Source organism: Alkalihalobacterium alkalinitrilicum, assembly GCF_002019605.1.
Lineage (GTDB): Bacteria > Bacillota > Bacilli > Bacillales > Bacillaceae_F > Alkalihalobacterium > Alkalihalobacterium alkalinitrilicum.
The window spans coordinates 3,131,925-3,153,995 of the sequence record NZ_KV917368.1; the positions used below are offsets into that span (position 1 = coordinate 3,131,925).

The 22,071-nt window shown below is 38.6% G+C and carries 18 protein-coding genes; 4 read left to right on the top strand and 14 right to left on the bottom strand.

What is annotated here, in order from left to right; genetic code table 11:
* The first annotated feature begins 67 nt into the window (after positions 1-67).
* The 3 genes from hcp to ahpF all read left to right on the top strand — a co-directional run bounded on the left by hcp (position 68) and on the right by ahpF (position 4,388).
* Positions 68-1,726, top strand: a complete 1,659-nt coding sequence (gene hcp / locus BK574_RS15095) for a hydroxylamine reductase (RefSeq protein ID WP_218970640.1) — start codon at positions 68-70, stop codon at positions 1,724-1,726.
* A gap of 556 nt (positions 1,727-2,282) precedes the next feature.
* Positions 2,283-2,846 carry an alkyl hydroperoxide reductase subunit C gene (ahpC, locus tag BK574_RS15100; protein ID WP_078429180.1) on the top strand — a complete coding sequence of 188 codons (564 nt, stop codon included), beginning with the start codon at positions 2,283-2,285 and terminating at the stop codon, positions 2,844-2,846.
* 12 nt (positions 2,847-2,858) lie between these two features.
* The gene (gene ahpF, locus BK574_RS15105; RefSeq protein WP_078429181.1) at positions 2,859-4,388 is read left to right on the top strand and encodes an alkyl hydroperoxide reductase subunit F; all 1,530 of its coding nucleotides are present in this window, start codon (positions 2,859-2,861) and stop codon (positions 4,386-4,388) included.
* Positions 4,389-4,508: 120 nt separating this feature from the next.
* On the opposite strand, the gene BK574_RS15110 is transcribed toward ahpF, so the two are convergent.
* The 14 genes from BK574_RS15110 to BK574_RS15175 all read right to left on the bottom strand — a co-directional run bounded on the left by BK574_RS15110 (position 4,509) and on the right by BK574_RS15175 (position 18,940).
* Positions 4,509-5,039, bottom strand: coding sequence for a chromate transporter (locus BK574_RS15110; RefSeq protein ID WP_075388057.1), 531 nt, complete (start codon positions 5,037-5,039; stop codon positions 4,509-4,511).
* Positions 5,036-5,611 (bottom strand): chromate transporter, encoded by a 576-nt coding sequence (locus BK574_RS15115; protein WP_078429182.1) that lies wholly within the window; start codon positions 5,609-5,611, stop codon positions 5,036-5,038. The genes BK574_RS15110 and BK574_RS15115 overlap by 4 nt, the downstream gene beginning before the upstream one ends.
* A gap of 37 nt (positions 5,612-5,648) precedes the next feature.
* Complete coding sequence (gene ggt / locus BK574_RS15120) at positions 5,649-7,304, bottom strand: gamma-glutamyltransferase (RefSeq protein WP_078429183.1); 1,656 nt, start codon at positions 7,302-7,304, stop codon at positions 5,649-5,651.
* Positions 7,305-7,316: 12 nt separating this feature from the next.
* Positions 7,317-8,168 carry a fumarylacetoacetate hydrolase family protein gene (locus BK574_RS15125; protein WP_078429184.1) on the bottom strand — a complete coding sequence of 284 codons (852 nt, stop codon included), beginning with the start codon at positions 8,166-8,168 and terminating at the stop codon, positions 7,317-7,319.
* A gap of 10 nt (positions 8,169-8,178) precedes the next feature.
* Positions 8,179-9,366: an amidase gene (locus BK574_RS15130; RefSeq protein ID WP_078429185.1), complete on the bottom strand. Its 1,188-nt coding sequence runs from the start codon at positions 9,364-9,366 to the stop codon at positions 8,179-8,181.
* A 32-nt stretch (positions 9,367-9,398) separates the two neighbouring features.
* Positions 9,399-11,060, bottom strand: a complete 1,662-nt coding sequence (locus BK574_RS15135) for a PucR family transcriptional regulator (RefSeq protein ID WP_078429186.1) — start codon at positions 11,058-11,060, stop codon at positions 9,399-9,401.
* Positions 11,061-11,243: 183 nt separating this feature from the next.
* Positions 11,244-11,867, bottom strand: coding sequence for a cysteine hydrolase family protein (locus BK574_RS15140; RefSeq protein ID WP_078429187.1), 624 nt, complete (start codon positions 11,865-11,867; stop codon positions 11,244-11,246).
* Positions 11,868-11,937: 70 nt separating this feature from the next.
* Entirely contained in the window at positions 11,938-13,011 is a 1,074-nt protein-coding gene (locus tag BK574_RS15145) for an ABC transporter substrate-binding protein (RefSeq protein WP_078429188.1), read from the bottom strand.
* A 29-nt stretch (positions 13,012-13,040) separates the two neighbouring features.
* On the bottom strand, positions 13,041-13,835 hold the full coding sequence (locus tag BK574_RS15150) for an ABC transporter ATP-binding protein (protein ID WP_075388049.1): 795 nt from the start codon (positions 13,833-13,835) through the stop codon (positions 13,041-13,043).
* Positions 13,836-14,663 (bottom strand): ABC transporter permease, encoded by an 828-nt coding sequence (locus BK574_RS15155; RefSeq protein WP_075388048.1) that lies wholly within the window; start codon positions 14,661-14,663, stop codon positions 13,836-13,838. It lies immediately after the preceding gene.
* Between the two features lie 13 nt (positions 14,664-14,676).
* Positions 14,677-15,690, bottom strand: coding sequence for an amidohydrolase family protein (locus BK574_RS15160; RefSeq protein ID WP_078429189.1), 1,014 nt, complete (start codon positions 15,688-15,690; stop codon positions 14,677-14,679).
* The gene (locus BK574_RS15165) at positions 15,687-16,727 is read right to left on the bottom strand and encodes a ring-opening amidohydrolase (protein WP_078429190.1); all 1,041 of its coding nucleotides are present in this window, start codon (positions 16,725-16,727) and stop codon (positions 15,687-15,689) included. The genes BK574_RS15160 and BK574_RS15165 overlap by 4 nt, the downstream gene beginning before the upstream one ends.
* Before the next feature lie 566 nt (positions 16,728-17,293).
* Positions 17,294-18,049 carry a ZIP family metal transporter gene (locus BK574_RS15170; RefSeq protein ID WP_078429191.1) on the bottom strand — a complete coding sequence of 252 codons (756 nt, stop codon included), beginning with the start codon at positions 18,047-18,049 and terminating at the stop codon, positions 17,294-17,296.
* 459 nt (positions 18,050-18,508) lie between these two features.
* Positions 18,509-18,940: a hypothetical protein gene (locus BK574_RS15175; protein ID WP_078429192.1), complete on the bottom strand. Its 432-nt coding sequence runs from the start codon at positions 18,938-18,940 to the stop codon at positions 18,509-18,511.
* 900 nt (positions 18,941-19,840) lie between these two features.
* Here BK574_RS15175 and katG point away from each other — a divergent pair.
* Complete coding sequence (gene katG / locus BK574_RS15180) at positions 19,841-22,054, top strand: catalase/peroxidase HPI (RefSeq protein ID WP_078429193.1); 2,214 nt, start codon at positions 19,841-19,843, stop codon at positions 22,052-22,054.
* The last annotated feature ends 17 nt before the right edge of the window (positions 22,055-22,071 follow it).

A 22,071-nucleotide genomic window follows, 5' to 3' on the forward strand; every position in this document is an offset into this window, starting at 1 on the left:
CATTTAATTAGTGAAAAAAAGTTACTGGAAAATACAATATCTTTTACTGGAGGATCTAACTATGAGTATGTTTTGTTATCAATGTCAGGAAACAGCAAAAGGAACAGGTTGTACAATCGTTGGAGTATGTGGAAAGAAAGATAATCTTGCGAATATGCAAGACTTGCTCATCTATACAGCCAAAGGCACTTCAATTGTAAACAATGTGGCACGAGAGTTAGGGGTAAATTTAAAAGAAACAGATAAATATATCGTTACATCTCTTTTCATGACGATTACAAATGCAAACTGGAATCAAGAAGACTTTTTTAATCATATAAGAAAAGGGTTAAGTCTTCGTGAAACAACCAAAACGGCGATTGAAAAGGCGGGTCACAAGGTTGAAAATACGAGTGACTTTGTCACTTGGTTTGCTGAAACCAATAATGATTTGGAAATCAAATCAGCTAGTCAAGAAGTGAGTATCCTAGCAACAAGAGATGAAGACATTCGTTCGTTAAGAGAGCTTATCGTTTATGGTTTAAAAGGTTTAGCGGCTTATTTAGAACATGCGAATCACTTAGGATATCAAAAAGATGATCTTTATGCTTTTATGCAAAAGGCACTTGCTGATGTAACAAATGACGACCTATCAATTGATGAGTTAGTCGGTCTCGCAATGGAATGCGGTAAATATGGTGTCCATGCGATGGAACTATTGGATACAGCCAATACAACAACATACGGTAATCCTGAAATTACCAAAGTAAACATTGGGGTTCGTACTAATCCAGGCATTTTAATTAGTGGCCATGACCTAAAAGACATGGAACAACTACTAGCACAAACAGAAGGAACTGGAGTGGACGTTTATACGCATAGTGAAATGTTGCCAGCTAACTATTACCCAGCATTTAATAAGTATAGCCACTTTGTCGGAAACTACGGGAATGCATGGTGGGAGCAAACACGTGAATTTGAAAGTTTTAACGGCCCAATCTTGATGACGACCAACTGTATTGTACCACCGAAAGCATCATATAAGGATCGTATGTATACAACAGGAGCAACAGGTGTTGAAGGTGTCGTGCATATTGAAAAAAATGAAGACGGATTAAAAGATTTCTCTGCGATCATCGAGCATGCGAAAAAGTGTGAGGCTCCAATCGAAATTGAAAATGGTGAAATCATTGGTGGATTTGCACACGATCAAGTTTTAAAACTGGCTGACAATGTTGTTGAAGCTGTTAAGAATGGCGATATTAAACAATTTTTTGTCATGGCAGGATGTGATGGAAGACATAAAAGCAGAGAGTATTATAAAAATTTTGCAGAAGAGTTACCAAAAGAAACCGTTATTTTGACAGCTGGCTGTGCGAAATATCGTTATAACAAATTAGATTTAGGGGATATCAATGGTATCCCAAGGGTTCTAGACGCAGGACAATGTAACGATTCTTATTCATTAGTTATGATTGCATTGAAGTTAAAGGAAGCGTTTGGTTTAGAGAGTGTAAATGATCTACCATTATCATATAACATTGCATGGTATGAGCAAAAAGCGGTAATTGTCTTCTTATCTCTATTGTACCTTGATGTAAAAAACATCCATGTTGGTCCAACGTTACCAGCATTCTTATCTGAAAATGTAAAAAATATGTTGATCGAAAAATTCAACATTGGCGGTATCACAAACACGACAGACGATATCAAGATGTTCATGAATGAAGTCGTTCCAGCTGGCTAATTAAGCACAAATTGAAAGAATACTCAGTAGAGAGGATTCCATGTAATCGAAAATCGGTTACTCGGAATCCTTTTTGCTGCAACTAATAATGCTTCAATTATTGAAAAATACTATTCTTAATACCAAAGAGTCATATTGATAACCATTGTCAATTAAAAGTCCAAAAGTTAATTTTTAAAGAATAAATAGCCTGTTCAGAAATTATCTTAATTAAAGTGGGAGATAATAATTTGTAGAATTTGCTTTTCTCTTAGTGGCAGAACTGTTTATACAATAGTAACTTCTTTGCTAGATCTTCAAGTGATGTATTTACTAGCTGCCTTTGCAACCTTTTTTCGATCATTGTAAAGTCCAATTATGAATCCTAGGTTAAAGCATTTATAATCCTTTAGGTCTAAAATTCTCCTTGGAAAATAAACATTCAAACTTATCACTTGACAAAAAGCATCTATTAGTTGATAATTGTTATCGAATTAGAATTATTATAGATAAGTAAAATTATTCTATAATGAATTCTGTAAAAAATATTTTTAGATATTATAGGAGGAAGATTAATATGTCATTAATTGGAACAGAAGTAAAACCATTCAGTGCAAAAGCTTTTAAAAACGGTGAGTTTATCGATGTAACGAACGAAAGCCTTAAAGGTCAATGGAGCATTTTCTGCTTTTATCCGGCAGATTTCACATTCGTTTGCCCAACTGAGCTTGAAGATTTACAAAACGAATACGCAACGCTAAAGGAACTTGGAGTTGAAGTATATTCCGTTTCAACAGATACTCATTTCACACATAAAGGATGGCATGACAGCTCAGAAACAATTGGAAAAATTACTTACGCAATGATTGGTGACCCTTCACAAACAGTCACTCGTAACTTTGAAGTTCTAGACGAAGAGTCTGGTCTTGCTGACCGTGGTACGTTCATCATTGACCCAGACGGTGTTATCCAAGCTGTTGAAATCAACGCTGGTGGTATCGGTCGTGATGCAAGTATCCTAGTTAACAAAGTTAAGGCCGCACAATATGTTCGTAACAATCCAGGTGAAGTTTGCCCAGCTAAATGGCAAGAAGGTGGAGAAACACTTAAGCCAAGCCTTGACCTAGTAGGTAAAATCTAAGGAGTGCGATAAATGGTACTTGATGCTGAAATTAAGTCACAGTTAAATCAATACCTGCAACTAATGGAAGGCGATATTCTGCTTAAAGTTAGTTTAGGTTCCGGTAATGTTTCAAATGAGATGGAAGCGTTAGTCAATGAACTAACTTCTATGTCAAATAAAATCAGTGTCCGAAAAACTGAATTAACAAGAACACCAAGCTTCAGCGTCAACCGTGTAGGCCAAGAAACTGGCGTCACATTTGCAGGTGTTCCTTTAGGACATGAATTTACTTCATTAGTGCTAGCCCTACTCCAAGTTAGTGGAAGAGCGCCTAAAGTTGATCAAAGCGTCATTGAGCAAGTGAAAAACATTAGCGGTGAATACCACTTTGAAACATATGTCAGCCTTAGCTGCCATAACTGCCCTGACGTTGTACAAGCTCTTAACATGATGAGTGTACTCAACCCTGGCATCACTCACACTATGATTGATGGGGCAGTATTTAAAGATGAAGTAGAAAGTAAAAATGTCATGTCGGTACCAGCTGTTTACTTAAACGGGGAATTCTTCGGTGGCGGTCGTATGACCCTAGAAGAAATTCTTGCTAAAATGGGCAGTGGTCCAGATGCATCTGAGCTTTCAGATAAAGAACCATTCGATGTACTTGTTGTTGGAGGCGGACCAGCTGGGTCAAGTGCCGCGATTTATGCAGCACGTAAAGGTATTCGTACAGGAATTGTCGCTGAACGTTTCGGTGGACAAGTTCTTGATACGATGAGCATTGAGAACTTTATCAGTGTAAAACATACTGAGGGACCTAAGCTCGCAGCAAGCCTTGAAGAACATGTTAAAGAGTATGGCATTGATATTATGAATTTACAGCGTGCTAAGAGTATCGAAAAGAAAGATCTTTTTGAGCTTGAACTCGAAAGTGGTGCTGTACTTAAGAGTAAAAGTGTTATCGTAACAACAGGTGCTCGTTGGCGTAATGTTGGCGTTCCTGGAGAACAAGAGTTTAAAAACAAAGGGGTAGCCTATTGCCCTCACTGTGACGGTCCATTGTTTGAAGGAAAAGATGTTGCAGTTATTGGCGGAGGTAATTCTGGTATTGAAGCAGCGATTGATCTTGCAGGGATTGTCAATCATGTAACGGTTCTTGAATTTATGCCAGAACTAAAAGCTGATGAAGTCCTACAAAAGCGCCTTTACAGCCTTCCAAATGTAACGGTCTTAAAGAATGTTCAAACTAAAGAAATTACGGGTACTGACAGTGTTAACGGAATTTCTTATATTGACCGTGAAACAGAAGAAGTAAAACATGTCGAATTACAAGGTGTATTTGTTCAAATCGGCCTTGTACCTAATACCGATTGGTTAGAAAGCGTTGTTGAACGTAATCGCATCGGTGAAATCATTGTAGATAAACATGGGGCTACAACTGTACCTGGTTTATTTGCCGCAGGTGATTGTACTGATAGTGCCTATAATCAGATTATCATCTCGATGGGATCAGGAGCGACTGCAGCTTTAGGCGCTTTTGATTACCTCATCCGAAATTAATACAAAACATAAGAAAGTCGTTTTACTACTTATTAAGTGGTAAAACGACTTTTTCTATCATGAACGAAAGTACAATTCGTTTGTTTGTTTTCTAGATGGATAAAATGAATAAAAATATAGTTAGCTTAAAAAGATAGCTCCATAACAAACACCACCAAGGATCACAAGTGATGGGTGAACCTTCCATTTCTCAAGGAATAAGTACCCAACCACAATTAAAAAAACTGTATGCCAAGGACTTGTTTCTACAAAAGATAATTGAAGAAAACGGAATGCTAACACCCCTAGTAAAATTGCAATAGTCGGACGAATGAGTCCAGTCATTCTTTTCACCTTTGGAGATTCCTTAAACTTATATAAAATGCCAAGTAATACGATCATTAATATTAATGAAGGAGCAACAGTAGCAACTACCGCAACAACACTCCCAATCACTCCTGCAACTTCAAAACCAATATATCCTGCCATTTTCGTAGCAATAGGACCTGGCAGAGCATTCCCTAAAGCGAGCACTTCACTAAACTGTTCGACACTCATCCATTCATAACGATGAACCACTTCATATTCTACAAGGGGAATGGAAGCAGGACCACCTCCATAGCCAACGATGCCAGGAATGAAGAACGCAAGGAAAATCTCTAAATAAATCAACCTTGTACCTCCTTTTTATTCGAGGAACCGACTTGTTTATTGTTTTTCTTAAGTAAAGCAAAAAGTAATAATAACGCAATAATAATGGCAGGATGAACTCCAAGGATTTCAATAACAATTAAACTTACAAATAGTAATATAAGACTAATAGGCCAACCAAGGCTTTTTTTTGCATTCTTTAAAAAATCCCACGCTAGTACGAAAAGCATAACACTAACAATCGGAATGACACCTTGTGTGATACCCGCAACCCATGGTTGATCCTTATAAACTGAAAGTGAGGTTAACAAGAGGATCATTAAGAAAATCGTTGGTACAATTGAGGCGCTAACCGCTATGATTAATCCGATCAGACCTGCAACCCGATAACCGATATAACCTGCCATTTTTGTATTAATCGGACCAGGCAATGTATTGCCAAGCGCTAGCACATCTGCAAATTCATCTTCATTCATCCAGCCAAACGTGTCCACGACTTCTTTTTTTACGAGGGGAATGGCCGATGGTCCACCTCCAAAGCCAAGCATACCTGAACGAAAAAAAGCAATAAATAAATCAATCTGTGTTTTCATCATAATCCCTCTTTCCAATCGCTAAAGCAGTTGCTGTTTAATAACCCATTGCAGCTCCATCACCACGCGGGTCAGCTCCACCATATTTGACTCGAGAGTTCGGATCAATCTGAATAGCACCTGCATGCCCCATCACATCTGTAAATGCAGGCATTGTTTCAACATGATGCCCAAGCTCAGCTAATGATTGTTGAACTTCACTCGGAATGCGCGACTCTAACTTTAAACTATTCGAGCTCACTCCCCACGTACGACCGTATAACCAACGTGGCGCTTCGATCGCTTCTTGGACACTTCTTCCATAATCTACGATGCGTGTCACGAGCGCGGCCTGTGTTTGCGGTTGTCCTTCGCCTCCCATCGTCCCATAAACGAGAAATGGTTGATCATCAGCTAATAACATCGCTGGATTCAATGTATGGAATGTACGTTTATTCGGCTCAAGATGATTAATATGAGTTGGATCGAGTGAGAAAAAGCTGCCACGATTTTGTAGCAACACTCCTGTTCCTTTAGGAATAATACCAGAACCAAACTCATGATATATACTTTGAATAAAGGAAACCGCATTTCCATCTTTATCAACAACACCGAACCAGACTGTATCTCCCTTAGGATCAAGTTGCTTCTCATTTGTATAAGCACTAGTAAAATTTATTTTGCTAGCAAGTGTTTGCCCGTGCTGTGGCGAAAGCAGTTGATGAATAGGAATATCTAAAAAGTCAGGATCTGTCAGCCACTCGTCTCGATCTGAAAACGCCTGCTTCGTTGCCTCCACTATCAAATGATAATACTCGGCTGAATTTTCTTCGATATGAGTTAAATCAAATTGATTTAAAATGTTTAGAATAGATAGGGATGCCATACCTTGTGTATTCGGTGGTAAATTATAAGCTGTATATCCTCTGTAGTTCATAGAGAGCGGTTCCACCCAGTCCGAAACATGACCTGCAAAGTCTTTATCCGTAAGAACTCCTTCATGTTTCTGTATATCAGCAACCATTTGTTTCGAAATTGATCCATTATAAAAAGCATCTGCTCCGTTCTCCGCAATTCCTTCAAGCGTTAACGCAAGGTCAGTTTGCTTCATCACTTCTCCAGCCTTCCATGGCTCACCACTATTTGTAAAAATACGAGAAAACTCTGGAAATCTCTGGAGGTTACGATACGTTTGATCTTTTCGATCTAGGTTGACTTCTGTCCAATATTGTTGACTGGGGGTAACTGGATATCCCTCTTTCGCGTAAGAAATCGCCGATTGAAGAAGATCTGACCAATTTGCTGTCCCTAGTCCATTTTCTTTAGAGTACTGATACACGGCAGCCCAGCCAGCTACAGCTCCTGGAACAGTATTCGCTGATAAATATCCTCGTACTGGAATTGAAGTGTGGAACCCTCTTTGTTTGTAAAAATCAATTGTTGCTTGGTGACTTGAACGTCCGCTACTGTTAAGTGCTGAAAGTTTTTTCTTTTTTGCATCAAAAATCAACCAAAAATTGTCGCCACCAATCGTATTCATATGCGGATAAACGACGGCAATTGTCGAAGCGGCAGCAATGGCAGCTTCCATTGCATTCCCTCCATTTTGCAAAATTCGAAGTCCTGCTTGAGTGGCTAAATAATGAGGAGTTGTGATCATACCATTGACCGACATCGTTGTCGGTCGATAAGAATTAATGTGTAGTGGACCCATAATTTCTCCTTTCTATCCTTTTACTTCATTAACTAGAGGCGCAAAGCCTGAAATATGACACTCTACTATATCTCCGTTTCGAATGACGACCGAACCTGGAGTACCAGTAATAATAATATCGCCTGGTAGTAAGGTCATCACCTTTGAATGAAAAGCAATTATTTCATGTATATCATAACGCATATGCGAAACGACATTTTGATGGGCCTTTTCCCCATTTAACACAGTAGTCACTACAAGTTCCTTTACATTTTCAACCTCATCTATCACTAAATATGGACCAAAACTAAAAAACGTATCAAAGCTTTTCGCTCGTGTTAAATAACGTTGATTTTCGCTATGAATATCCGCTTCTGTCATATCTAACGTGGTTGTATACCCAAGAATATAGTCGACGGCGTCTTCTTTTGAAATATTCGAACATTTATTTCCAATAACGATCCCAAGTTCAGCCTCGGCCGTTGTGTTTATAGAGCCATGAGGAATGAGAATGGTGTCGTTCATTCCAATGATTGATGTGTCTGGTTTCATAAAACTGACTGGATCTGAATATGTTTCATTTGGGTCTGGCTCGTGTGGCAAATAATTCATCCCAATTCCCCAGATTTTTCGCGGTCTGCGATACAAAGGCGCAAATGGAACACTCGTTTCATCAAGTACATTGCAACGTATAATTTCCTCATGCGGAAGTTGATGAAACCATTGAACCAATTCATAAATTTGACCCGTTTCAATGAGTTCTAATAAATTAGGGCTCCAATTTTTCCCTGAAATTTCATTCAGCGTATTAATCAAAATAAGTCCCTCGTCAATAGCAATCGCTGCGGTTTCCTTTTCGTCGATATATACGGTTGCAAATCTCATCCTACTCCTCCTATTCATATCCTACTAGACTTATCTGGTCCGTACAGAATTTCACTTCATGCAAGAGACGAAGATCCTGTTCTCTTCCTGCAAGCAATGACAAACCAACTGGAAGGCCATCGATTTGTAGAAGTGGTAATGAAATTTGCGGACAACCTACTAAACCACTAATACATGTCATTTGCAGCGTTTTAACGCGCTGTTCTTCAAGTTCTTTCCCTTGTTTTCCTACCTTTGGAGCTATACCTGGAGCAGTTGGCATTAAAATCACTCCATCTTCACCGAGAAGTTCCAAAATTTGTTTGCGATAGTCCTTCTGCTTTTGTTTGGCCAGATGAACATCATCCTCTTTTATAGTGCTTGCCCATTTAAATCGTTGATCAATATCTGGACCAAACGTAGGATTCACTTCTGAAATCCACTCGCCATGCGTCTGCCAAATCTCATAGCCCTGGAGCGTTCGAAATGCATTCAACCATTCTTGAATCCCGTCAGGAGCAATGACTTGCATATTCACATGCTCATACTGATTTTTCCACCATTCTACTTGTTTTAGAAATACATCCTTACATTCAGTAGGCATCATTGAAATAATATCTTGGGGAATAATAAGCTTGGTAAACCGCTTCTTGGTTTCTGGTTGGTCTAGTAACACTTGACCAACCTCATATAAAAGCTCGGCTGATTTCGCCATCCAACCAACAGTATCAAATTGGCTAGCAAGAGGAATTAAACCCTCTGTTGAAACAGCACCATGAGTTGGACGAATTCCATAATTACCACAATAGCTAGACGGAATTCGAACCGATCCACCTGTATCAGTTCCGATCGCAAAGTCTACAAGACTAGCAGCGACACTTACAGCAGATCCACTTGATGAACCTCCTGGGATTCTAGTAGGATCACTCGGATTCACTGGCGTACCATAATGAGCGTTCTCCCCATTTAAGCTAAACATCAATTCATCGGTATGAGTCGTTCCCTTTAACGTAGCGCCTTCCTCTAATAAACGTTGTACAACCTCGGCGTGTTCCGTTGCCCTACCATGTGTTCTCTGCCAATCAGGGTTCCCTGCACCAGCGACGAGGCCTTTGATATCAAACACATCCTTCACAGCAAAAGTTAACTCATTAAGTCGTCCTTCGTTAACTACTTTAATATTTAAATTATCACGATTCATTGCATTCCAATGGAACATAACTCTCCTCCTTAATGGTTCATCCCTTTTGATTAACTAGACAGCATTTGTTCGTTTATTTCGTTTTTCGTATGAACATAGTGCTGCATCTTTCTCAGTTTTAGTGCCAGTTGTATTTCTAATGCAACCTCAGAGTTTTCGAGATCAACTTCTAGTAATTTTGTTATCCTTTCAATACGATAAATGATTGTATTATAGTGGGTAAATAGTTTTTCAGCCGTCATCCGTATATTGCGATTACACTGAAAATAAGCCTCTAATGTTTCTAGATAACTACCACCTTTTTTCTGATCTAATTCAAGAGGACCTAATATTTCATTGATATATCTAATTAACTCATCACTTTCTGGAAGCAAATAAAGGAAACGATACACATGAAGCTGATCAAAATAGATCATCCTGTTCATTTCATCATAATGTCCATAAATGGAATACACCTTTTTGGCTTGATTGTAGCTATATTGGATCCGATTTATTTGATCTACTTCATCACCAATACACAATACAAACTCGCCTTCCAATTGCCTCATTTCAAGGAAACGCTCCGTCTCTTTATCAATTATTGTCATACTAGAACGAAGTAAATCTTTTGTATTTTCTATTAAGAGAAAGACTAATCTTTCATGTATGGTTGCAACTAGCAGCGTGCCGTTAATCATTCTTGTTACATTCTCTGTAAAACCGTGTAACTCATTTAAAAGAAGGTGTTTACTTTTTAAATCTAATATAAATACTTGAAACCATTTCTCTTCAAAATCAACACCGATGGAGTGACGTTGAATCTCAATTTCATTTTTTGTCGGCATATCCCCCAGCATTAAGTTTTTAACAAATTGATTTAAATACTTTCTTTCAATTTTCCTTTGCGTATTCCGATTCGCTATCTCCATGTTAAGCATCGTACTGATTTTTTCAATGGTGAGGTGATCTACTTCTGTAAGTTGATAATTCGTTTCAATACAAGCGATAAAGGGAATATAATTCAAGATCCCTTTGCTAGTGAGTCGGGAGGAAAAACAGTAAAATGACTCTTCACGTATTTTAATCTGACTAAGTCCTATTCCTGTTTTTGCTTCAATTGCTTGAACTGTATGTCGCAACTCTGTTTCATTCAACACATCTGACATTAAAGGGGCGATGATATTTCCATCTAAATCATGAAGAACCACTGGATTTCCAATCATTTGTTCGAGTTCATAAATGATTTCTGGAATCCCTCTTCCTTCAATTATTAAATTTGTAAATTTCTGTATTCTATCATATAAAGTAATAATATGTTCAGACTCCTGGTAAAAAATTTCCTCCATCGCCACACGAATAATATCAGAGAATATAGCGGTTGGAGGTATTTCGACTACAGGAAAGTTCAACTCGTTAGCAATATCAATTAGGCTTTGGGGAATCGCAGGAATAAACCTCTGTATTTTAATTCCGATTCCTGCAACATTTTTATCATGTAATTTCTTTATTAGCTCGGCAAATTCATCAAGTTGATCACGAAATGGGTATCCCGTTGTCATAATAAACTCTTGTGGCCTGACGAAATTTAAAACTTCAGGTGATCCTATGATATTTACCCGACTAATAACATTTGAACAACTTCCATCTCCCGCAATGATCCTTGCACCTGCTAAAGGTTCAAGCTCTAATAAGCCATCAACCGTCAGACCTCGTCGATTGTATTGTTCCGTCATGACAACCACCTTCTATCGTCATAGTGTAGAATTAATAAATTCACTTTCAACTAAGTTAATGAACTTCATACTTTTACTTTAAAGATTGAAAATACCTAAGCCGATGAGACAAATCATTTTGCCTACAATGGCTTATTTATCTTCGTGCACACACTACCAATAAACAACTTTTACCACTTCTCTTTAAGATGAATTGGCCTCATATACTAACCACTCCGCACTTTTCACAACTGCTCCGAAATGTCTCTTAATATTTAGCAAAGACGGTTCATATGCATCTGCCATCACACACGCTGTTGCATCTTCCACTAACACGACGTGATAATCTAAGTGGTGTGCATCTCGTGCGGTTGACTCCACACAAGTATTCGTGTTAATCCCAGTCAACACACATGTCTCCACCCCTAGCTGCTGAAGAAGTTCATGTAATGAAGTATTTACAAATCCACTGTATCTGTGCTTCCAGATGACCTTATCAGATGGAAGCGGCTGCAACATACCATACCATTTGCCCCCCCATGTACCTTGTCTACAGCTATTTGGGTGCTTCATTGCTTTACGTCGGAAAGCCCACGCACCATTACCATCGTTTTCATCAGTATGCTGCATACCGATGAAAATAACTGGAATGTTTTTCAATCTAGCGGTTTTCACCATTCTACATATCGTTTTTTCAATGCGCTGTAATCGTTCCACCTCAAAACCTGCTTGGGCAAAAGCTCCATCTTTCGAAACAAAATCATTTTGCATATCGATGACCAGCAATGCTTGTTTTTTCTGTGTACATAAAAATTGAGGATCGTACACAAACCTTACCTCCTTTTTGGATGAATGACAGAAGGTCTATTTATTTAGACCTCCTCAATGATCACCCTAATTATTCCGCCATAAAGTATTCATTTGTGTAGTACCTCTCTAATTCGTATCTCTCACTAATTAAACTACTTACTTCAAGAATATCAAGTGTGTCGATCATGTTTTGTTCGGACATATAACCATAAGGTACATCATCAAAAGCGGCAATCTCTTCAAATAGTTCAATTTGAAGAAGAACAATTTCTTCATCGACTGCTTCTGGGAATAAATCTTTCACAATGGCAACAGCTTCTTCTTTATTTTCAAATGTATAGGCAAATGCTTCATCTAGGGCAGCTAAGAAACGCTTCGTTGTATTTGGGTTCCCATCTAGAAATCTAGTATTTCCAATGATTGATAAACCAGCTAAATCATAACCAAAGTCTGCTAAGTATAACGGTGTTAGTTCCACACCTAATTCCTTTTCAAAGATTGGATATTCATTTGACGAAAAGATCGCTACAGCATCGACTTCCTTATTTAAAAATAATCCATTTCGCGCTGAACTTTCCACTTGAACTGGGGTCACTGCTGAATCATCGACTCCATTGCTTTCCAAGAAAAATGGATAAATATTTGTAAATGTTGAAGCAATCGACATCGCAATCCTTTTTCCTTCTAAATCTTTCGGAGTTTCTACTGGTGTCTCTGGGTGAGAAGCAATAATAATGGGGGAACGAGTAGTATAAGTTGCAATCATCCGAATAGGCATTCCTTCAGCTATACCTTGAGAAGGCTCAACTGTTGACGTAACTCCAAAATCATCTTGCCCTTGCGCAATGGCTTGCATCGTATTCGTTGATCCATTCCCTTCTAACACTTCAACATTCAAACCGTATTTTTCAAATATACCTTTTTCCACCGCGACATAAAAAGGTGAGAACTCGCCTTTAAAGCGCCAGTTCAGACGCAATGTAATATCAGTGACTTCTGGCTCTCCTAAAATTTCAGTATCACCATTAGTTTCTCCCGATCCTACTTCTTCATCAGGCTCAGTAGCAACAGAACCAGAGCTCGTATCATTAGAAGAACCACATGCAACAAGGAAAAATACAGTAGCTATCATCAAAACAAATAGTTGAATAGATTTTTTCATTTTTGACCCTCCTCGATTAACTCTAGACATTAAGCTTCAGCCAAAATTCCTTGCGTTTTAAAAATACTGCGGATAACTCCTACTTGCTTACTAAATTCAGGATGTAGCCTTGAATCACCATTTCTTGGCACAGGTAATTCAATCGGAATTTCCTTTAAAATGGTTCCAGGTCTTTCTGACATGACAACAACTCGATTCGATAGGAACACGGCCTCTTCAATACTATGGGTAATGAAGATCGTCGTGAATCCGTACTTATTCGAAAGTTTCAACAAATCGTACATCATTTGTTCTCTAGTTAGCGCATCTAATGCTCCGAACGGCTCATCCATTAACAAAAGCTTCGGATCTTGAATTAACGCTCGGCAAATCGAAACTCTTTGCCTCATTCCACCAGATAGCTCATGGGGATATTTATCTTCAAAACCTTTGAGACCAACTGCTTCCAATAAATCCATCGCTTTCGATTTATTCGTTTGACGATTAGGACGATCAAACCATGTTAATCCCTTTACTTCAAGAGGAAATAATACATTTTCTAAGATGGTTCGCCACGCAAGTAATACGTCCTTTTGGAAAACAACAGCAGCACCTTCTGCAATTTTTTTAAGTGGTTTATCATTGATATGGACTTTTCCACTTGTTGGTTTATCTAGGCCGGCGATGATTCGCATGATTGTACTTTTCCCACATCCACTTGGACCAACAACCGATACAAATTCCCCAGGTTCAACAGCTAAATGAATACTACGTAAGGCTTGGACTGATCCAGTTTTCGTGTTAAAAATCTTCTCGACATGTGAGAGGGCTAATTTCGTAGACATTTATTTTCCTCCTCCTGCTTTATTGGCATGGTACCAAGGCATAAATACTTTCTCCATCAGATGCACAAAGAAGAATAATAACATTCCGATTATGGCAAGTGTTAGTAGTGTGGCAAATACGAGTGGCGTATCAAGTCTAGCATTAGCCGTGAGTTGTAAATAACCTAGGCCTCGCTCAGAAGCAACGAACTCTCCAACAATCGCACCAACGACAGCTAGTGTAATCCCTACTTTAAATCCACCAAATAAATGCGGAAGAGCATTCGGTAACCGTAAGTAAAAAAAGATTTTCCATTCAGAAATACCTATTGACTTCCCTAAATCATGCATATCCTTATCCAGTGACCGAAAACCGACGACCGAATTGATGACGATAGGGAAAAATGAAATTAAGCAAGCGAGTATAACCTTTGTTGTTAAACCGTAGCCAAACCAGATCACTAAAATCGGTGCAATGGATACCATCGGAATACATTGAATTCCAATAAGTATAGGGTAAAGTGAGTTTGCTAAATAGCGAGAATACACAATAGAGACCGCTAACGGGACACCGATGACTAAACTTAAACCAAATCCGAGTAGCACCTCTGTTAAAGTAGTGAGAGAGTGATTGAATAACATATGAAAATCCGTTATAAAACGACCAATAATATCGACAGGAGAAGGTAAAATATATCTCGGTATCTCAAGCAAGCTTGTTAGAAATTGCCATATTGAAAGTAGACCCACTAACGTTAACGTTGCCCAAAGCGATTGAGGAAGATGGATCTTTCTTTTTTCCTTTTTATAAGATTGATTTATGACATCTACTTCAGGTTTTGTCTGCATCTTGACCCTCCTTTCAATTTTTCCTCAGAAGAAATGAATTCCTCTCCTCTATAATGGCTTCAGCCAATAGCTCTGTGTTCGTTAACCCTTCTTCTAACTTAAAGTGGTTAGCTACTTGATTGAGCGCTTGTTTAACTCTTGGATGATTCGGTGCTGTTTTTAACCAACTTATAATCTGGTTGATTTCCTGTGGTTCATAGAACCGCGATACATAGGCGAGTAGCTGACCATATTGCAGCATGTTCCCGCTACCGAGTGGATTAAAATAGTCTCTTAAATTATCCGAGCCAAGCTGAATTTTAACACCAGCTGCTGCCAACTCTTTGACTCTCGTTAATGACCTAGTCGCAATCGCGGTTGGACAAGTTGTTACAGTCATGCCCGAGTGGGCCACAGCAGCAATCGTGTCGATTGCGAGATCATCATCGACATTTGCGAGTGAGCAGCAATGAATCGCTGTCACCTTCTCGCCTAATTGTTCTTCTGTCACTCGCTTAGCTAGATACGGTAGATTAAAATCATCTGGTCTTCCCGTTTCATCAGTATGAAATTCGATCCAATCGATATCAGTTGTCTCAGCAAGGCTAAGAATTTTATCAATATGGCCCCTACCACTTTGGTCCATACTCGTGTGGCCACCGATTCCGTTTACGCCCATCGTCAATGCTTCTTTTAATAACACTTCTGTTTCAGGGAAACGATCGAAACCTTCCTGATTAAAGGCAATAAGATCGATAACGATACGATCCTTCCACTCCTGTTGCACTTCAAGTAAAGCCTCAATCGCCCGTAGTTCAAAAAGGGGATCCACATCAACATGGGTTCTAACATAAGCCGTTTGGTATTTATACATTTTTTCTAATGCAAAATTTGCCGCTTGTTTAATTTCATCTTTTGTCATTAACATCTTCGCTTCTCTTGTCCACTCTGCTCGAACTGGAGCAGGTGCATCCTTATACACGTAAGTGGGTGATAAGAAACCCTTGTCAATATGAGCGTGATAGTTCATCCAGCCTGAGAATGTCATCGAATCCCTCCTACGCGAATAATGGGTGCAACAAGATTAGATCCTTGAGGTCCTTGATGTTCTGAACCTGCCGAACATAATATTCTCGTCTCTCCAATTAAACTACCGACTACAGCATTCGCAACTGCTTTTGCTAGAATACCAGAATGCATCGCTAAAGCATCCGAATGCATCGTATGTCGTCTCCCTCTCACTTCTCCAATAGCATCCGCTCCTGCATTGACAAATACTTGAACGATCTGATCTTTTTGTTCCTCTGTTAAAAATGATATACAATCGAGCCCTGCATCCTGAAATGACTCGACTAACCCTTCTAAATCAAGAGCATCTTTCATCACACCAGCACCAATGTAAAGGTCACTCGTTGATGAACTTGAGTTCCCCATAACGATGATCCGCACTGCCACCTGTTCCTGTCCTGCCGATACAGACGTTTTTAAAGAATAGAGAGAATGATCTTCATTAATACTCGCTTCAGTTATCCCTTCTCGATCAATTTCCTTTAAAGCTACAGCTGAACCGAGAGCAGACGCTGCTTTTGCTCGACTTCCTCCAACTCCCCAAGGACATTTCACTTCCACACATTTCACATCTTCAATTGATTCAATTCCAGCTGCTTTCATTGCTTTTTCCACCGCTTCAGTAACAAGATCTAACTGCGTAAGCGTACCTATCTCATCTTTTTCTAGTACTCTTGTATCAGCAACGCCAAATGCAAATCGTTTATCACCCGTACTCGGTTTTTCATCTTCTTTTTCGATAAATAATGTATAATGTGGGGTCATTAACCCTCCTGTTTTTCCAATCATCATCATCGGGATCGTATCAAAAACTTCTTGATAACTAATACCCAATTTTTCAGATAATAATACTTGGAAAGCTAACGTCGCGTATCCTCTTGCATAACCATCTCCTTCAGTTTGAGCAATAACTGCTTTAATATTTTGAGCTTCAATCACATTTTCAGTTAGTAGTTTTTCTAGTTTTGACACATCTCCTGGATGTTCCATATCACAGCGAATTAATTGGTAATTCATGTTATACACCTCTTTTTAAATGTTGTGTTTTCTTGTATTTACATCTTATCAAGTACATAAAGAGGAGTAATTAGCATGAATTCACAAGAAATATGGGTTACTTTTTATAGATTTGTACCAATTATATGAATTGTTGTTATATTATCTCCACAATGTTGTCAGAATTCCTCCCACAATACCTCTTTCTCCCATATGTTTACAGACACAAAACGCCCATATTATTTTCACCTTTCTCCTAAAATGATTTTATATTAAGCCCTTTTTCAAAAATTCTTGTTTTCGCTATTGAACTAATCTATTTCCAAAGAGGAAACCTCACGCTACAAGGTGAAATTTTTCAATGTACTTCAGAAGCAACAGCTGAATATCATACTTAGAAAGAAAAACAAAAAGGCTGCCAATAGTCGAGTTGACTTTTTGACAGCCTTATAAATCTAATAGATATAAAGTTAAACCGTTCCTCTTGAAGGGCATACATTATATTTTCTGGATTAGGTTTATACCAGTAATCAGGACAAAAATTTCTAAAATATTATCAAGGGAAAGAAACCTTCCAAAGTACACCTTTATATATAATGGAGCCACAACGAAATAAAGACGCCAATCGCAGTTACAAACCCTACCGTTGGTCCCCCTTCTTTATAAGCCTCAGGCATCATCGTTGAAGCAAGCATCGCAATAATTGCTCCACCAGCAAGGCAACTGACAATCGCTTTAATGCTATTAGAAGCAGCTTCTAATAGTGTCGCCCCCGCTAAAGCACTTAATGCTGAGAAAAAAACAACGAGACTCCACATGACGATAATTTTTTTCTTTGAAAATCCACTTTGTCGTAAACCAACTGTACTAGAAAGACCTTCAGGAATGTTACTTATAAAAACTGAGACAACGAGAGCTAGGCTAACCGATTCACCACCGATTAAACTCATGCCAATTATCGCTGATTCAGGCAGCGTGTCCATAACACTTCCTATAAATATCCCCATCCCAGAAGTTTTTCCAACCTCCTGCTGCTCTGAATCCTTAATCAACTTTCGATCCACTCTTTTTCGCTCGTGTCCTCCCCCTTTATGAGAAATAAAATAGTCTAGTATAGTAAAGAGTAATGCTCCACCTAAAAAACCAATGGCCACTTCTTTAAAACCGCTTATTTCTAAGGATTCCTCTAATAACTCATAAGTTGTCGCACCAATTAGCGCCCCTGTCCCAAGTGCCATTATATAACCAATGATGCGTTTTGGAATTGAGAATTTCAGTGCTAATATCGCTCCAAACAATGTAGCTGATGCTGCAAGTGTCCCCCAAAAAAGGGCATTCCACATATGGAAACGCCTCCTATAAGTAAACTTGAAATAATCCAATACCATATTGAATGAAATCGTCATATTCCATTTGATACAACTCGTTGCTTCATGCTTTTCAAGAATAGGTAAGCATGCAAATTATTCCATGGCTTTTTTTTATTGTTTATAGTTTGTAAAGATTTTATGCGGGTGGTGTTTATTGCGGTGAGTAAAGCAATATCGAAAGAATGTAGCCGACCTTGCATAAAAAAAAGAAGCAATGAACCTTTATTGGGTTCCTGCTTCTTGTCCTTAATACAACTCAATTTCCGTTACGCATTCCACATGTTTAGACTTTCGTTCACCACATTACTTTTACCAGTAATTATCTATAAAAGGATTTCTTCCCAATTAGGTGGTTGTCCAACTTAAGCTTATTACAAAGTAATGGGTATAATCTAAATAGTTTTATTCTCTCAAAAAGATCTGTTATTCTCTCTATTTTCCTTTTTCAATAATTGACTCCAATCTTTCAATTAGGTCTTTGAGATTAATAAGGTTAACTAACGCTAAAAGCAATTTTAGAAGTCGCTTTCTTTCTAGAGGAACGTGCTTTACTAAATCTTTACGTTGTTTTCGAAGTTGTTCTAATAAACTTACTATTTTTTCTATTAATGCTTCGATTTTTTCTTCTAGTTGTTTACGAATTTTTCTAAGAACATCTAGGTCAATTAAGTGTGGTAAAGTTTGTTCTCTATTGATCTTCAATAAAGATTCTATGTCAAGGTGTTTATCTAGCTTTGGTTTTATTAGATGACCTTTTTTAGAATCTTCCAATAAAGACTCAAGTAAATCTCGCAGTTTTGCTTCAGACTCTACCCCAAGTCGTTTTAATAACTCTTGAAGAGTTAGCTCTGTTTTCTTTTCCATCTTCATATTCTCCTTTCTAAGAAAATCTTTATTTTGTACTAGTATATTCATGGTTACTAACTTTGTTCTGAAAATGATTATCTTGCCTTGTATTACTGGGTATATAGTTGCGGTATATGTATTAAGTATAGTGTAATGTCCGCTAACACTTTCATGGCACGATTATTTATTACAGACAAACGAAACCACCAAAAATTCTATTAAAGTAAATAGAGCCTTTTCAATTGCATTAAAAACTTTTGACGCACTGTTATATCATTTATTTACCTTCAGAAGTTATAAGTGAACAGCATTCAACATAGCTTGGATAGTGATGAGAAACTAAATAGTGTTGCAGTGTTTTACCTTATTTTCTTACTCAAGTTTTACATTTATCAATAGAAAAAGTAATATTTCAATTCATTTATTAATAGGAAAATAGGAACTTCAAGGAATATCCTCGTCATGTCTTGCCTAATATCATTTCTTCTCATGATATTGTTAATACGAGCATATATATATATTGCAATTCTATAAAAGTCTAATTGTCCATGCTGATTTTCCATAAATTCTTAGAAATAATTATTTTTCTATCTAATTTTTTCCTTACATTCTCATTTTCATTTAGTAATTTTCAATTATCATTTCTACTATCCACCGAAAATATCTTAAGTTTCGACTTCTTTTTTTGGGGGTATTACAATTGGTAGAGATCTTCTTTTCCATAAATTCCTCTAATTCAAAATGGTTGAACTTGTTGCTTAAAATATTTTTTTAAAGCAAGTCTTTATTCTTTCAATTTAATTAATAATTTATTATAATGATTACATAATAATAATTATTGTTTCTAACTTGTTATTTTTTTTAGACTAGAGACATAATTATTTGATCCTAATTTTGCCAAAGAGAGGGGAAAAACATATGGACACGAAAAACAATGCTAATACTGGAGGTTGCCCGTTTAGTCACGGTGCTGCTACAACTCCTAAATCTAGTGGTACAACGAATAAAGACTGGTGGCCAAACCAATTGAACCTGAATATTCTACATCAACATGACAGAAAGTCTAACCCTATGGGAGAAGACTTTGATTATACAGAGGAATTCCAAAAATTAGACTACGATGCTCTGAAGAAGGATCTCCACGATTTAATGACTGACAGCCAAGATTGGTGGCCTGCTGATTATGGTCATTATGGTCCATTCTTTATCCGTATGGCTTGGCACGCTGCTGGTACATACCGTACAGGCGACGGCCGTGGTGGTGGTGGAACTGGCGCACAACGTTTCGCTCCACTTAACAGTTGGGCTGACAACGGCAACCTTGATAAAGCACGCAGGCTACTATGGCCGATTAAGCAAAAGTATGGTAATAAGATCTCTTGGGCCGACTTGTTGCTTCTAACTGGTAATGTTGCGATTGAATCAATGGGAGGCAAAACTTTTGGTTTTGGTGGTGGACGCGCAGATATTTGGCATCCAGAAGAAGACATCTACTGGGGTTCTGAGACGGAAATGCTAGGCGATAACCGTTACACAGGTGATCGTGAGCTCGAGAATCCACTTGCTGCCGTTCAAATGGGTTTAATCTATGTTAATCCAGAAGGGCCAAATGGTAAGCCAGATCCGCTTGCAAGTGCTCGCGATATCCGTGAAACATTTGCCCGTATGGGAATGAACGATGAAGAAACGGTTGCCCTAACGGCTGGTGGCCATACTTTTGGTAAAGCACATGGTGCAGGAGATGCTGCTCACGTTGGTCCAGAACCAGAAGCTGCTCCTATTGAAGCACAAGGCTTAGGTTGGTTAAGCACACACGGCAAGGGTATTGGTCGTGACACAATCACCAGCGGAATTGAAGGAGCTTGGACTGCTAACCCAACACAGTGGGATAATGGTTACTTTGATCTATTATTTAAATATGACTGGTGGCTTACAAAGAGTCCTGCAGGTGCATATCAGTGGCTTGCTGTTGATCCTGACGAGGAAGATCTTGCACCAGATGCAGAAGATCCATCCGTTCGTGTTCCGACGATGATGACAACCGCGGATATGGCATTGCGTTATGACCCAGAATACGAAAAGATTTCACGCCGTTTCCATGAGAACCCAGAAGAGTTTGAAGATGCATTTGCTCGTGCATGGTTCAAACTACTTCACCGTGACATGGGTCCTAAAGCAAGATATCTTGGTCCAGAAGTACCTGAGGAAGATCTAATCTGGCAAGATCCTATACCAACTGTTGAATATAATCTAACAGATGTGGAAGTAGCAGAGCTAAAAGTAAAAATCTTAGACTCAGGACTTACAGTTAGCGAGCTAGTTACAACGGCTTGGGCTTCAGCTAGTACGTTCCGTGGCTCAGATTATCGTGGTGGCGCTAACGGTGCCCGTATTCGTCTTGCTCCACAAAAGGAATGGGAAGTCAATCAACCAGAACAACTTACTAAAGTACTAAATGTACTAGAAGACATCCAAAATGGTCTCGATAAAAAAGTCAGCATGGCTGATTTGATTGTACTTGGCGGTAGTGCTGCAGTAGAAAAAGCTGCACAAGATGCAGGCTTTGATGTAACAGTTCCTTTTGCTCCTGGTCGTGGCGATGCAACACAAGAGCAAACGGATGTAGAAGGCTTTGAAGTGCTAGAGCCTGTGGCAGATGGTTTCCGTAACTATCAGAAAAAACAATATAGTGTTACTGCAGCAGAGCTCCTAGTAGACAAAGCACAACTACTAAACCTGACTGCACCAGAAATGACTGCATTAATTGGCGGTATGCGTGTTCTTGGTACAAACTATGGTGGAACTGGGCACGGTGTTTTCACTGATCGTGTAGGTACACTCTCTAACGATTTCTTTGTTAACTTGCTTGACATGGGAGTAGAGTGGAAACCTGTAGACGGTGATGTATTTGAAGGTCGTAATCGCAAGACAGGTGAAGTTGTCCTTACAGCAACTAGTGGTGACCTAGTATTCGGTTCAAACTCAGTACTACGTGCCATTGCTGAAGTTTATGCTCAAGACGATAACAAAGGAAAGTTTGTGAGTGACTTTATAGCTGCCTGGGTCAAGGTAATGAACGCAGATCGTTTCGACCTTAAACTTGGCAAGAAAGCTCAACAAACAAGTAATTAAGTGTAAGAGGTAACCGC